Source organism: Pseudothauera nasutitermitis, assembly GCF_004801295.1.
GTDB lineage: Bacteria > Pseudomonadota > Gammaproteobacteria > Burkholderiales > Rhodocyclaceae > Pseudothauera > Pseudothauera nasutitermitis.
This window is the reverse complement of record NZ_SSOC01000002.1, coordinates 343,383-356,282: the sequence shown is the minus strand read 5'-3', so window position 1 is coordinate 356,282 and position 12,900 is coordinate 343,383. Positions and strand designations below refer to the sequence as shown.

General features: G+C 67.1%; 12 protein-coding genes. 3 read left to right on the top strand and 9 right to left on the bottom strand.

Annotation, left to right across the window (positions count from 1 at the left end):
* Both E6C76_RS05715 and E6C76_RS05710 read left to right on the top strand, forming a co-directional pair.
* On the top strand, positions 1 to 1,281 hold the full coding sequence (locus E6C76_RS05715) for a TrbI/VirB10 family protein (RefSeq protein WP_136347288.1): 1,281 nt from the start codon (positions 1 to 3) through the stop codon (positions 1,279 to 1,281).
* Entirely contained in the window at positions 1,278 to 1,520 is a 243-nt protein-coding gene (locus E6C76_RS05710; RefSeq protein ID WP_136347287.1) for a DUF2274 domain-containing protein, read from the top strand. Before E6C76_RS05715 ends, E6C76_RS05710 begins: the two co-directional genes overlap by 4 nt.
* A 351-nt stretch (positions 1,521 to 1,871) precedes the next feature.
* Here E6C76_RS05710 and E6C76_RS05705 read toward each other — a convergent pair whose 3' ends face one another.
* The 6 genes from E6C76_RS05705 to E6C76_RS05680 form a co-directional block, all read right to left on the bottom strand.
* A complete protein-coding gene (locus tag E6C76_RS05705) occupies positions 1,872 to 4,301 on the bottom strand; it encodes a TonB-dependent siderophore receptor (RefSeq protein WP_136347286.1) in 2,430 nt (809 codons plus the stop codon).
* A gap of 202 nt (positions 4,302 to 4,503) precedes the next feature.
* On the bottom strand, positions 4,504 to 4,749 hold the full coding sequence (locus E6C76_RS22690; protein ID WP_211090146.1) for a HepT-like ribonuclease domain-containing protein: 246 nt from the start codon (positions 4,747 to 4,749) through the stop codon (positions 4,504 to 4,506).
* 125 nt (positions 4,750 to 4,874) lie between these two features.
* Entirely contained in the window at positions 4,875 to 5,165 is a 291-nt protein-coding gene (locus E6C76_RS05695; protein ID WP_136347285.1) for a nucleotidyltransferase family protein, read from the bottom strand.
* 109 nt (positions 5,166 to 5,274) lie between these two features.
* Positions 5,275 to 6,258 carry a FecR domain-containing protein gene (locus E6C76_RS05690; RefSeq protein WP_136347284.1) on the bottom strand — a complete coding sequence of 328 codons (984 nt, stop codon included), beginning with the start codon at positions 6,256 to 6,258 and terminating at the stop codon, positions 5,275 to 5,277.
* Positions 6,255 to 6,809, bottom strand: a complete 555-nt coding sequence (locus tag E6C76_RS05685) for a sigma-70 family RNA polymerase sigma factor (protein ID WP_136347283.1) — start codon at positions 6,807 to 6,809, stop codon at positions 6,255 to 6,257. Before E6C76_RS05685 ends, E6C76_RS05690 begins: the two co-directional genes overlap by 4 nt.
* A 114-nt stretch (positions 6,810 to 6,923) precedes the next feature.
* The gene (locus tag E6C76_RS05680) at positions 6,924 to 8,186 is read right to left on the bottom strand and encodes an EAL domain-containing protein (RefSeq protein ID WP_168734254.1); all 1,263 of its coding nucleotides are present in this window, start codon (positions 8,184 to 8,186) and stop codon (positions 6,924 to 6,926) included.
* Between the two features lie 138 nt (positions 8,187 to 8,324).
* Here E6C76_RS05680 and E6C76_RS05675 point away from each other — a divergent pair, with 138 nt between their 5' ends.
* The gene (locus E6C76_RS05675) at positions 8,325 to 9,569 is read left to right on the top strand and encodes a DNA recombination protein RmuC (RefSeq protein ID WP_230976166.1); all 1,245 of its coding nucleotides are present in this window, start codon (positions 8,325 to 8,327) and stop codon (positions 9,567 to 9,569) included.
* On the opposite strand, the gene moaA is transcribed toward E6C76_RS05675, so the two are convergent.
* The 3 genes from moaA to E6C76_RS05660 all read right to left on the bottom strand — a co-directional run bounded on the left by moaA (position 9,554) and on the right by E6C76_RS05660 (position 12,716).
* Positions 9,554 to 10,633, bottom strand: coding sequence for a GTP 3',8-cyclase MoaA (moaA, locus tag E6C76_RS05670; RefSeq protein ID WP_136347280.1), 1,080 nt, complete (start codon positions 10,631 to 10,633; stop codon positions 9,554 to 9,556). The genes E6C76_RS05675 and moaA overlap by 16 nt on opposite strands.
* Before the next feature lie 176 nt (positions 10,634 to 10,809).
* Positions 10,810 to 11,640 (bottom strand): phosphoserine phosphatase SerB, encoded by an 831-nt coding sequence (gene serB / locus E6C76_RS05665; RefSeq protein WP_136347279.1) that lies wholly within the window; start codon positions 11,638 to 11,640, stop codon positions 10,810 to 10,812.
* Positions 11,637 to 12,716, bottom strand: a complete 1,080-nt coding sequence (locus tag E6C76_RS05660; RefSeq protein WP_136347278.1) for a 3-deoxy-7-phosphoheptulonate synthase — start codon at positions 12,714 to 12,716, stop codon at positions 11,637 to 11,639. Before E6C76_RS05660 ends, serB begins: the two co-directional genes overlap by 4 nt.
* Positions 12,717 to 12,900: the final 184 nt, after the last annotated feature.

Here is a 12,900-nt window from a genome sequence, read left to right as displayed (position 1 = left end):
ATGAGCCAGGACGACACCCCCGACCTCGCCACGCCACAGGCGGGCAAGGTAGCCCCGGAAGCGGTGGCACTGCGCGCCCAGCCGCGCCCGGTCACACGTCTGAACCGGCGCACGCTGGCCATCCTCGCAGGCACCCTGTCGGTCGCAGTGCTCGGCGCGCTGATGTGGTCGCTGCAACCGCAGCGGCGCGGTGCGGGCGAGCAGACCGAGCTTTACAACGTCGATCGCGTGTCGAAGTCCGAAGGGCTGGATGCGCTACCGGCCGACTACTCGAAGCTGCCGCCGCCATTGCCAGCATCGGTGCCAGAGCTGGGGCCGCCGCTGCCGGGCGATCTTGGCCCGGCCATCGTGAAGTCGCAGCAGCCGGTGACGGCCGCCTACGCGGCCCCCGGCCACGACCCCAACGATGCGCTGCGCAAGGAAGCCGAAGCGGCGGCGGCCTCATCAGTGTTCTTTCGCTCGGGTTCGCAGAAGGTCGCGCCGGTGGCGCAGACGCAAGCCGCCGCCGCGCCGGGCTTCGCCGCCAATGCGGCCTTCGACCCGCTGGCAGCCGGGCCTGCCTCGACGGCGGCCCAGCCCACCGACCCGACCGCCGTGCAGAACCGGCAAGATCAGAAAGAGGCGTTCCAGAAAGCCGGAACCACGGAAACCCGTAATTCCGGCAATCTGACCCTGCCGGCTTCGCCGTATCAGGTCATGGCCGGAACGGTGGTCGCAGGTGCCTTGGTGACGGGTATCAAGTCGGACTTGCCGGGCGACGTGATCGCCACGGTGACGGAGCCGGTCTATGACACGGCCACCGGGCGCTTCCTGCTGATCCCGCAGGGATCGCGCATCCTGGGCAAATACAACAGCCAAGTCAGCTACGGGCAGAGCCGCGTGCAGGTGGTGTGGAACCGGATCATCCTGCCCGACACGTCATCGCTCACGCTCGACAACCTGGCCGGCACTGACCCGGCTGGTTATGCCGGGCTGGAAGACGAAGTGGATTACCACTGGGGCCGCATCTTCGCAGGGGCGGCGCTGACCACGCTGCTTGGTGTCGGTGCCGAGCTGGCCGCGCCAGAGAACCGCCAGGACGGCAACCGCATCATCATCGCCGGGCGCGACAGCGCCCAGGACAGCATCAATCAGGTCGGCCAGGAGATGACCCGGCGCAACCTCAACATCCAGCCCACCTTGACGGAGCGCCCCGGCTTGCCGGTACGCATCATCGTCAACCGCGATCTGGTGCTGCGACCGTACCAGCCGCTTTTCTTCAACCGGGGGACTTCACGATGACGACGCGCAAGTTGCGGCTGGGGCCGCTGCCGAAAACGGAATCCACGAAGCTGACCTTTGCCTGCCCGGCCAGCCTGAAAGCCGACCTCGACCGCTACGCCACGCTGCACGCGCAGACCTACGGCGAGACAGTCGATGCGGCGACGCTGATCCCGCACATGCTCGAAGCCTTCATGGCGGGTGACAGAGGATTCAGGAAGGGACGCGCGGGCAAGGCCGCGCCGCCGAAGCCAAGCTGATGAAGCCGGCTTCCGCTGGTGGCCATCCCTCGAACGCGCAGCCCAAGGTTGCGCGTTCTTCGTTCTGGAGGACGGCGACCGCTTGGGCTATGATGGCGAAACGTGGTCGCCGTCTGCTGGCAATCGTCCCCGATGCAGCACGCTCCGGCTTTCTACCGCGACGCTCTTATGTGGCTCCCAGCCCACAACGCCGCAGCCCCACAAAGCGGCCCGAAGTAGAGCTAAACCCGCGCCCCGTATAGACTTCCGGCCATCAGGCTGATTTCAACAATCGCTTGACACCGGTAATTTTTTAGGGGGTAGCGGTCCTGGCAACCATCGGCTAGGGAAGTGTCGTCTTGGCGCCTGGCATCAAAAGCGGGTTCTCAGCATCAGCGAGAAATTGCGTTCTTCACCCAGGTTCGCCTGCCCATAGCCGCCTGCCGCCCAGTATTCCTTGTCGAACAGGTTGTAGACGTTGCCGTGCAGCGTCCAGTTGCGGCCCTGCACCCGGAAGTCCTGGCTGAAGCCGAGGTTGACCAGGGTTCGGGAAGGCACGTTCAAGGTGTTGCTGTCGTTGGCGAACGATTTGCCGTGGTAGCGGACATTGCCGTGCAGTTTGAGGCCATCGACGCCCGGCACCCGGTACTGCGCGTTGGCGACGGCCAGCCATTTGGGCGCGTTGGCCGGCCTGTTGCCGCGCAGCGCCGCATTGTCGTCGGACACCTCGTCGAGGCTGGCGTCCAGCCAGACGGCGGCTAGCCCCAGGTTCAGGTGCCGGGTGGCCTGCCAGGCGGCGGAAAACTCCGCGCCCTGGTAGATGCTCAGGCCATCCTGGGTCAGGTAGCGGCCGCCGTCGCGCCAGACGATGATCTGGTTGGCATGCTCCATACGAAACAGCGCCGCCGTGTAGTCCACGCCACCGGCTTCCCGCTTGACGCCCACTTCGTACTGCCGCGATACCGTGGCATCCAGCACCGTGCCGGCATTGACGAAAATCGCGTTCACCCGGCCACCGGCCTCCAGGCCTTCGACGAAACTACCGTAGAGGCTGGTCCGGGCATCGGGCTTGTAGATCAGCGCCAGCGTCGGGCTGACATTGCGCGTCCGGTAGCCTGAATCCGCCGACGGGTCGTCGTCCAGATCCTTCACCCGGTAGTCGGTGAAGCGCAGGCCCAGGATCGCCTGCCAATGCGGGCCGAAATGCACCGTGTCGCTGACGAAGGCATAGGTTTGCCGGGTGTCCGAGCTGAGCGGCCCCAGGGAGAAGTCGGCCGTCCGGTTGGTGCGGAAGGTCTGCGTCTGGTACAGGTTGCCGAGGAAATCGAAATCCGAGTACCACTCGTTGCTCCAGGTGACCTTTTCCCGCTGTAGCCCCAGGCCGGCGACGACTTCGTGCCGCAGGGGGCCGGTTACGAAGTCTCCCTGCAACATGGCCTGGGTGAACAGATTGTCCAGCTTGCCGGCATAGTTGTAGCCATAGCCGGCGTAGTCGCCATCCGCGTTCAGGAGTTCGGCGAACGACTTGTTCGAGCGGTGTTCTTTGCGCGAAAAACCCACCTGGTACTTCAAACGCCAGCGCTCGTCGATCTTCCACTGGAAGCCGGTGGTCGCCAGCGTGGTTTCGGTTTCGTACCATGCGTTGTCAATATTGACATCGCCATAACGGTAGGTGGGGCGGGGCAGGCGCCCCGCGCTGGCCGCGGCATCGTAGTTGTCGATGTAGAACTGCATTGGTTCGCCGGTGTTCCGGCTTTTTTCGTAGACCACGTTGCCAAACCAGTGCAGCGCCGAGCCAAGGGATTTGTCCAGCGCCAGCGCGCCCACCGTCCGGTCGATGCGGCTCTCGTTGTAGGCCTTGCCCTGTTCGGTGGCGATGTTGACGCGTACCCCGAAGCCATCCTCCGTACGCCGGCTGATGTCCGCATGCGCGGAGAACAGGCGCGGGTTGCGGTAGCCCACGCCCACCTCGGTCTCGTTGGTGCTCTTGGCGCGTTTGAGTTGGTAGCTGAGGGCGCCTCCCGGTATCCCGAAGCCATACATGAAGCCGGTCAGACCCTTGAGCGCCGTCACGCTCTCGACCACCTCGGTGGGAAAGTCGCTACCGTAGTTATGCATCGTGGGGATGTCGTCGATATAGGTGTTGCGTACCCTCAGCCCGCGGATCTGTGTGCCCCACCAGTTGGTGGTCGATGCCGATGTGGGCGAGTAGATCGACGCATCGTTCACGAAAATCTGCCCGATGGTTCTGGCATCCCGCGTGACGATCTCCTCGCTGCTGACGACCGTGATGGAGAAGGGGGTGTCCAGGACCGATCTGTCGCCCAGGGCGCCGGTTGTCACGTTTTTGGACAGGTAGGCCAGCGGCGAGTCGGACGGGGCGGCGCCGGCGGTCACCGTCATCGGGGTCAGCACGGCCTCCCCATCCTTCGTCCGCACCGGCGCCGGCCGCACGCTCAGGGTGCCGCCTTCGGTGACGACCAGTTCCAGCCCGGTGCCGGCCAGGGCTTGGCGGGCGGCGTCAGCGGGACTGAGATTGCCGCGCACTGGTGCGGCGGTCTTGCCGGAGATCAGCACCGGATCGGCGGACAGGCGCTGGCCGCTGTCGCGGGCGATGCGGGCCAGGGTGTCGGCCAGCGGGGCGCTGGGGAGGTCCCAGGCGCGGGGGGCGGCGGCTTCGACGGCGGTAGGGCCGGCGGTGCTTTGGGCGGCGGCCGTCAGGCTGGCGAGGGCGAGCGATACGGCGATGGCGCAGCGCAGCGGGTGGGGCCGGCGGGCGCTGGGGCGGTGCTTGCGGGTCATGGGGTTTCCTCGGCGGGGGTTGAACATGGGCTGAACGCGTGGGTTCAGTAGTCATGTCCAACGAGGCCGGCGAAACCCCTCATGGTCTTGAAAAAAATCCCGGCATGCCGGATTCGGTCATTGAATTGAGAGGGGCTGCGGCCGAGTGTCGAAGCCCTTCTTGAGGTCGGGCATTTCCCGCCGGATTTACTTGATCCGGTAGTCAGTCCGTCTGATCGCGTTCGATAAAAGTCGCTTGCACGGTTTGAATCTGTCGGTAGAGACCAGGCAAGTCGTTTTGTATGGTTTTCCAGACGATTGCCAGGTCGACCTTGTCGTAAGCATGGGAAACACGGTTACGCATCGTATACATGACCTGCCAGGGAATCTCATCGTGCAGCCTGGCGAACTCCGGGGCTACTTGCTGGACGTTGTTCGACGCTTCGCCAATGATTTCGATATTGCGAATAACCGCATCCTAAATCAGTTCGTTGCCCAGAAAACCATTTCCGTCAATATCCAGAGTGTAGCGTTCGATACGTTCAATGGCCCGCAGAATGTGTTCGAGGTAGTCCGGTACGCGCCCCTGTTTTTTCATACGGGTACCGCTTCCGCAAGCACCTCGGCACGGAATTTTTCGGGAAGCGCATTGGGCGTGAGCACGTCGACCGATATGCCAAGCAGGCGCTCAAGTTCCACCTGTATGGCGGCGACGTCCATCAGGGTGGTTTCCGCCGTCGGTTCGATCAGGATATCCAGATCACTGCCTTCGTCGTCCTGGCCAAGCAGGACGGAACCGAATACGCGTGCGTTGCGAGCACGATGGGCGGCGACCACTTGCCGAATCGCGGCACGGTTCGATTGGAGCGCATCGGAAGGTTTCATTCACGGACTCCTCAAAGCACTTTGGAGGATACATGACTGGCAACATTTCAGCATGTTCCGGCGCTGGCGGATGCCAGCTTTAAAGGTGCTTTTATCGGCCCTCAGGCGCTTATTCCGACTCGCTGCGATGCTCAATCAGCGTGACCAGCGCCCCATAGCGCCGGATGGCGATGGGCTGGGTTTCGGCCAGCGACAGCAGCGTGGCGTCCGGGTCGTCGAGCGGGAAGACGCCGTACACGCGCAGCGCGGCGGCTTGGGGCGAGACGCGCAGGTGGCCGCGCTTGTAGGGGCGCAGCGCGTTGACGACTTCGCCCAGCGGCTGGTCGCGTACGTCGAGCTGGCCGTCGGCCCAGGCGGCATGGATGGTCGCAGAGGCGGCCAGGGGCTGGATGCGGGTGCCATCGAAGCGCGCCGTGCTGCCGGCGTCGAACACTTGCTGCGCGCCGCTGGTGGCAGTGAGCTGCACGCGGTGTTCGAGCACGGCGAGTTCGCTGTGGGTGTCGAGTTGCCGAACGCTGAAGCGGGTGCCGAGGGCGTGGGCCTGGCCGTGCAGGGTCTGCACGACGAGCGGGCGGGCCGGGTCGGGGGCGGTATGGATGAGGATTTCACCCTTGCGCAGGCGCAGCAGGCGCATGGAGGCGCTGTATTCCACGTCGACCGCGCTGCGGGCGTTGAGCACCAGGGTGCTGCCGTCGGCGAGCTGCACCTGCCGGCGTTCCCCGGTGGCGGTGTGCAGGTCCGCGGCCAGGGTGCCGAGTGGGTGCTGGCGGTTCAGCGCGTAGCCGCCGAGGCTCATCAGGAGCAGGGCGACCGCGCTGTTGCGCAGGGCCTTGCGGCGCTGGGGGGTGGTCAGCGCCAGGCGGGCAGCGCGGCGCTGGCCGGGGAGATGGCTTTCCGCTTCGCGGAGGGTGGCGATGGGCTGGTGGAGCAGGCCGGAGATCGTCTGCCAGGCGTTGCGGTGGCGCGGGTCTGCATCCAGCCAGGCTTCGAAGGCGCTGCGGTCTTCGGCGGTGGCGCTGCCGGAGTCGAGCCGCACCAGCCAGTCGATGGCGCGTTCGGTGATGGGGTCGAGCCGTCGGGCGGGAGTGTTCATGGGCGTACGGAGGCGAGGTGCGCCGTGGTGCCGTCCGGCATGGCGTCGAGGCTGGCGAGGTAGCAGTGGGTGAAGGCCAGCTTGACGTCGCGTTCGATGGTGGCCACGGAAACGCCCAGGCTGCGGGCGATCTCCACGTGGGTCATGTCTTCCAGGCGGTTCATCAGGAAGGCCTTGCGGGTACGCAGCGGCAGGCCGCCGAGCAGGCGGTCCAGGGTTTCGATGGCGTCGCGCACCAGGGCGTAGTCCTCGGCCGAGGGAGCGTAGCTTTCCGGCTGTTGGGCCAGGGCTTCCAGCCAGGCGTTTTCCAGGCTGCGGCGGCGCCAGAAGCTGTACAGCACGCGCTGCGCCAGGGTCATCAGGAAGGCGCGCGGTTCGTCGAGCCTGCCGAGTTCGTTCGAGCCGAGCACGCGCACGAAGGTGTCCTGCGCCAGGTCGGCGCCCTGGTGGGGGCAGCCGACCTTGCGGGAAAGCCAGGCGTGCAGCCAGCTGTGGTGGTCCCGGTAGAGGGCGTCGGCAGTCTGCTCTGGAGAGTGGGTGGGCGTGTGCATAGGGCTTGGGCGCATGCGGCGGCCAAGCGATGATATTGAGAACAATTCATATTCACAAGAGAATATGCCGCCGGCAGGCTGCCCGGGCTTGCCATGCGGTGCGTCAGGCCAGGCTCAGGCCCAGGCCACATCCCCGCACAGCACGCGCTTCTGCCCGCCGATCTGCACGCAGATCGATACCGTCACGCACAGCACCGCACTGGAGATGCACAGGTAGGGGCGGGTGATGCAGACCCGGCCGGGGGTTTCCATGGCGCGGCGGAAGTAGGGGCGGCGCGACCAGCGCGAGTGGGCGGAGTTGTCGCCGTGCGGCACGACGCCTTCGGCAGGCGGTTCGCCGTGGGCGGGGATGTTGCGGCTGATCTGGAAGCCTTGCTCGTCCAGCAGGTAGCAGCGCAGCGCCTGGGGCTGGTGCAGGAAGAGTTCCAGCGCTTCTTCCTGCGGACGCCTGCTGGCCAGCAGCGTGGCGGCATGGCCGATGGCATTGACGTAGGGGGCGATGCGCTCGCGGTAGTGCAGGGTGTCGTCGGCCTGCGAGGTGTCGTAGGCGGCCCAGACGGCGTCGATGGCGGCGACGGTGGGCCGCGGCTCGGGACGTTCGCCGCTGGGGCGGCCGAAGAAGTAGCCCTGGGCGAAATCCACGTCGGCGGCCATGGCGATGCGCGCCTGCTCGGCGGTTTCGATGCCTTCCAGCAGGACCAGCGAGCCGGCTTCGTGCAGCAGTTCGACGATCTGCGGGAGCAGGCGGCGGGCGGCTTCGTCGTCGGCGGCGCGCACGGCGAAGTCGCGGTCGAGCTTGACGATTTCCGGTTTCAGCCGCCATACGCGGTCGAAGTTGGAATGCCCGGCGCCGAAGTCGTCCAGCGCGATGCGCAGGCCGAGTTCGCGCAGGTAATGCACGCTGGATTCGAAGGACGAGTCGTCGGTGAGCACGTCTTCGGTGATTTCGATGACGATGCGCTCGGGCGGCAGGTGGAAGGTTTCGCGGATGGCACCGATGAAGCGGGTGCCGTCGGTGGCGCCGATGCTGGAGAAGGCCAGCGGGTGCATGTTGAGGAACAGGTAGCCGTCCAGTCCGTAGGCGGTGGCCTGGCCGATGTGCAGGTAGCGGCAGCTGCGGTCCAGGCTGACCAGTTCGGCGGCGTTGTCCGCTTCGCGCAGCAGCACGGGGGGCGGTATCGGGGTGCCGTCCGCCGCGCGGGCGCGCACCAGGCCTTCGTAGCCTACCACGCTGCGGTGGCTGAAGCTGACGATGGGTTGCAGGTGGCTGGTCAGCGTGTAGTCGGCCCAGTCCAGTTCCAGACGGTCGCCGCTGCGGCGTGTGGAGGCGTGCAGCGTGGCGAAATCGACGATGGGGGCGTTGGGTGGTCGGGACATCGTGATGCGGACTGGGCGGGCAGTTCTGGCGGGGCGTTCAACGATACCCCAATCGTTATAATCGCGCATGATTTGCGTCGGGAGTTCGTTGTGCCGCTAGAGTTTCCCTGGGTGCCGGCCGTTGTCGCGGCGGTTTGCGTGGCGCTGCTGGTTCTGGCGGTGTGGTCCGCGTTGCGTGTCGCGCGCCTGGCGCGCGAACTGCCGGAAGTGCTGGCCGCGCGCCAGGATGCGCGGCTTGCCGAACTGCTGGGAGCGCTGCGCGCCGAACTGGGCGAGCGCCATGCGGTGCAGCGCGAGGAAGTGGCCTTGCGCTTGGCGGAGCACAACGCGCGCACGCTCAACGGGCTGGAGCGCATGCGTGCCGATCTGCTCGGGCAGACGCTGAAGTCTCTTTCCGAACACGCGCGCGCCGACCGCGAACTGCTGGAAAGCGGCCTGCGCCACGCGGGCACCCAGCTCGGCGCGCACATCGAGACGCTCACCCGCACGGTCAATGAGCGCCTGGAGGCCATCGGCGGGCAGGTCAACCAGCGCCTGGACGAGGGCTTCCGCAAGACCAACGAGACCTTCGCCAGCGTGATGGCCCGCCTGGCGACCATCGACGAGGCGCAGAAGAAAATCGACGGGCTGACCCGCAACGTGGTCAGCCTGCAGGAGCTGCTGGGCGACAAGAAGGCGCGCGGTGCCTTCGGCGAGGTGCAACTGGAGGCGCTGGTGCGCAACGCGCTGCCGCCCGAGGCGCGCGAGTTTCAGGCCACGCTGCCCAACGGCACGCGGGTGGACTGCCTGCTGAAGCTGCCGCCGCCCACCGGCAACGTGGCGGTGGATGCCAAGTTTCCGCTGGAAAACTACCACCGCATGCTCGACGGTGCACTGGCCGAGGCCGACCGCCGCGCCGCGCAGGCCGCTTTCCGCGCGGACCTGCGCCGCCACGTGGATGCCATCGCCGCCAAGTACATCCTGCCCGGCGTCACCTCCGATGGCGCGGTGCTGTTCCTGCCCGCCGAGGCGGTGTTCGCCGAGGTGCATGCCTACCACGCGGAAGTCATCGAGTACGCGCAGGCGCGTCGGGTGTGGATCGTCTCGCCGACCACGCTGATGGCGGTGCTGAACACCGCGCGCGCGGTGCTCAAGGACGTGGAGACGCGCCGCCAGATCCACGTGATCCAGGACGCGCTGGGCAAGCTGGCGAAGGATTTCCAGCGCTTCGACGAGCGCATGAACGCGCTGGCGCGCCACATCGAGCAGGCCGGGCGCGACGTGCAGGAAGTGCAGATTTCCAGCCGCAAGATCAGCGCGCATTTCCAGCGCATCGAATCGGCACGGCTGGAGGAACCGGCGCAGGAGGAAGAAGGCGGCGAGGGGGCTCAGCCGCCGATGTAGGACATCTCGATCCTGCGCTGCCCGGTGGTGTGGGCAGAGCGGATTTCAGAGTAGCGGTCCTCGCGCTGCCGCCACACCTGGGCGATGGCGGTGTCCAGCATGGCGTCGTCGGCGCCGTTGCGCAGCAGGGTGCGCAGGTCGTGGCCCTGCTGGGCGAACAGACAGGTGTACAACTGCCCCTCGGTGGACAGCCGGATGCGTGTACAGGACGCACAGAAGGCCTGGGTGACCGAGGAGATCACGCCGATCTCGCCCTTGCCGTCGGCGTAGCGCCAGCGCTCGGCGACCTCGCCGGTGTAGTTGGGGTCCGCCGGCAGCAGCGGAAAGACGTCGTGGATGCGCCGCACCACGTCGGCCGAGGGCAGCACCTCGTCCATCTTCCAGCCGTTGGACGCGCCCACGTCCATGAATTCGATGAAGCGCACGATGTGCCCGCTGCCGCGAAAGTGGCGGGCCATGTCCACGATGCCGTGGTCGTTGGTGCCGCGCTTGACCACCATGTTGATCTTGATCGGCTTGAGCCCGGCGGCGTCGGCCGCGTCGATGCCTTCCAGCACGCGCTGCACCGAGAAGTCGGCGTCGTTCATGCGGCGGAAGGTGGCGTCGTCGAGCGAGTCCAGGCTGACCGTGATGCGGTGCAGGCCGGCCTCGGCAAGCGGGCGGGCGAGCTTGGGCAGCAGCACGCCGTTGGTGGTCAAGGTGATTTCCACGCCGTCCAGTTCGGCCAGCATGCCGATCAGCCGGTCGATGTGCTTGCGCAGCAGCGGTTCGCCGCCGGTGATGCGGATCTTGCGCACGCCGCGGGCGACGAAGCGCTTCGCCACGCGGGCGATTTCCTCGAAGCTGAGCAGGTCGGCGCGCGGCAGGAAAGGGTAGTCCTGGTCGAATACCGCGCGCGGCATACAGTAGATGCAGCGGAAGTTGCAGCGGTCGGTCACCGAGATGCGCAGATCGCGCACCGCGCGGCCGCGCCGGTCGCGCAGCGGACCTTCTCCCGGTTCGCGGGTGCTGTGGGCCGGTAGGGTGGGCAGGGAGCCCGCCTGCTGGATGGGGATGACCTTCATGCCAGGATCGTGTGGCGCGCGCGCCGGTGGTTGTTGGAGATGGTTGCTGGAAGGGGCGGAGGGCCGTGGCGCTGCGGACCTGCCTCGATTATCGATAGCCGCCCGAAGCGTGGCAAGGCGGGCGGGGGAGTACCCCGGAAGAGGTAGTCGGTCGGCGAGTGAGAGGCGGCCGGCGTTCAGGCCAGCACGTTGAGGATGCCGTCCAGGCCGCTGTGGTCCAGGCGGCAGTCGGCCATCTCGCGCAATACCGGCTTGGCGCGGTAGGCCACGCCGAAGCCGGCCTCGCGCAGCATCGGCAGGTCGTTAGCGCCGTCGCCCACGGCGATGGTCTGCCCGGCGCGCAGGCCCAGCGCGTCGCGCGCGTGCGTCAGGTGGGCGGCCTTGGCGGCGGCGTCGATGATCGGGCCGGCGATCCGGCCGGTGAGGCGGCCGTTGGCCACTTCCAGTTCGTTGGCCCAGGTTTCGTCGAAACCCAGGCGGGTCTTCAGGCGGTCGGTGAAGTAGGTGAACCCGCCGGACACCAGGATGGTGCGCAGGCCGGCGTTCTTCAGTTCGCGCAGCAGGCGTTCGGCGCCGGGGTTGAGGCGCAGGCGCTCCGCGTACACCCGTTCCAGCGCGTCCACCGGCAGGCCGGCAAGCAGGGCCACGCGGCGCGCGAGCGATGCACGGAAGTCCAGTTCGCCGCGCATGGCCGCTTCGGTGATCGCCGCCACCTCGGTCTTCACGCCGTGCAGGTCGGCGATCTCGTCGATGCACTCGATGTTGATCAGCGTGGAATCCATGTCGGTGACGAACAGGCCGAAATCGGCCAGCCGGCGGCCGGCCGGCACCCAGGCGAAGTCCAGCGCGGCGCGCGCGCACAGCGCTTCGACTTCGGCATGCGCACGGGCATCGGTCAGCCGCCAGGCGTTCGGGGCGATCTCCTCGGTGGCGCCGGCCTCGGTGAGCGCGGCCAGCGCCCGCAGGGTGGCGGGATCGACCCGCGTGCCCTGTACGACCAGATTCATGCGGGGCTTCCTTGGCGGCGGGGCGCGGCGCGCAGCACGGCGGCGGCGTCGCGGATCATCTCTTCGGTGGTCTCCCAGCTCACGCAGGCATCGGTGACCGAGCAGCCGTAGCGCAACTGCGTGAGGTCGGCGGGAATCGGCTGGTTGCCGGCCTCGATGAAGCTCTCGATCATCAGGCCGACCACCGAGCGGTTGCCGTCGCGCACCTGGTGGATCACGTCCTTCATCACCAGCGGTTGGAATTCGGGTTTCTTCCACGAGTTGGCGTGTGAACAGTCGACCACGATGTTCACCGGCAGCTTGGCCTTGGCGAGCGCCTGTTCGGCCAGCGAGATGGATACCGTATCGTAGTTCGGCCGGCCGCCGCCGCCGCGCAGCACCACGTGGCCCAGGCGGTTGCCGCGCGTGCGCAGGACGGCCGACTGGCCCTTGCCGCTGATGCCCAGGAAGCTGTGCGGGCGCGAGGCGGAGATGATGGCGTTGACCGCCACTTCCAGATCGCCGTCGGTGGCGTTCTTGAAGCCCACCGGGGTGGACAGGCCGGAGGCCATCTCGCGGTGGGTCTGCGATTCGGAGGTGCGCGCGCCGATGGCGGTCCACGCGATCAGGTCGCCGTAGTACTGCGGGGCGATGGGGTCGAGCGCCTCGGTGGCGGTGGGCAGGCCGACCTCGCAGACGTCGAGCAGGAAGCGGCGGGCCTTTTCCATGCCTTCGTCGATGCGGAAGGAGTCGTCCATGTGCGGATCGTTGATGAAACCCTTCCAGCCCGTGGCGGTGCGCGGCTTCTCGAAATACACGCGCATCACCAGCACCAGCGTGTCGCTGACCTCGTCGGCGAGTTTCTTCAGGCGGCGGGCGTAATCCAGCCCGGCCACCGGGTCGTGGATGGAGCAGGGGCCGACGACGACGAACAGGCGGCCGTCCTTGCGGTCGAGGATGTCGGCCAGCGCCCGGCGTCCGGCCAGCACGGCGGCCGCGGCGGCGTCGGTGAGCGGCACGCGGGCCTTGATCTCCTCGGGCGAGGGCATGTGGTCAACGGCGAGGATGTTGAGGTTTTCGGTCTGGGCGACGGACATGGCGCGCTCCGCGGGACGGCAAAGGGCGAGAATTGTACCGCGATGGCCGTCCGCCCGGCACGCGCGGCGGCGTTCCCGTATGGTTACAACTGCCCCGCTGTTGCCGTGACTAAGCCTAAGGTAGTATCGGCGGACACCCCCCGGCCGATGCCGGGCAGATCGACCCCAACCGGGAAAAGCCGGA

Bases quoted from the DNA above. Each gene is read 5' to 3' on its own strand.
- E6C76_RS05695 (WP_136347285.1), bottom strand. From the start codon at position 5,165: ATGAAACCTTCCGATGCGCTCCAATCGAACCGTGCCGCGATTCGGCAA.
- E6C76_RS05705 (WP_136347286.1), bottom strand. From the start codon at position 4,301: ATGACCCGCAAGCACCGCCCCAGCGCCCGCCGGCCCCACCCGCTGCGC.
- E6C76_RS05660 (WP_136347278.1), bottom strand. From the start codon at position 12,716: ATGTCCGTCGCCCAGACCGAAAACCTCAACATCCTCGCCGTTGACCAC.
- serB (WP_136347279.1), bottom strand. From the start codon at position 11,640: ATGAATCTGGTCGTACAGGGCACGCGGGTCGATCCCGCCACCCTGCGG.
- E6C76_RS05710 (WP_136347287.1), top strand. From the start codon at position 1,278: ATGACGACGCGCAAGTTGCGGCTGGGGCCGCTGCCGAAAACGGAATCC.
- E6C76_RS05680 (WP_168734254.1), bottom strand. From the start codon at position 8,186: ATGTCCCGACCACCCAACGCCCCCATCGTCGATTTCGCCACGCTGCAC.
- E6C76_RS05685 (WP_136347283.1), bottom strand. From the start codon at position 6,809: ATGCACACGCCCACCCACTCTCCAGAGCAGACTGCCGACGCCCTCTAC.
- E6C76_RS05690 (WP_136347284.1), bottom strand. From the start codon at position 6,258: ATGAACACTCCCGCCCGACGGCTCGACCCCATCACCGAACGCGCCATC.
- moaA (WP_136347280.1), bottom strand. From the start codon at position 10,633: ATGAAGGTCATCCCCATCCAGCAGGCGGGCTCCCTGCCCACCCTACCG.
- E6C76_RS05715 (WP_136347288.1), top strand. From the start codon at position 1: ATGAGCCAGGACGACACCCCCGACCTCGCCACGCCACAGGCGGGCAAG.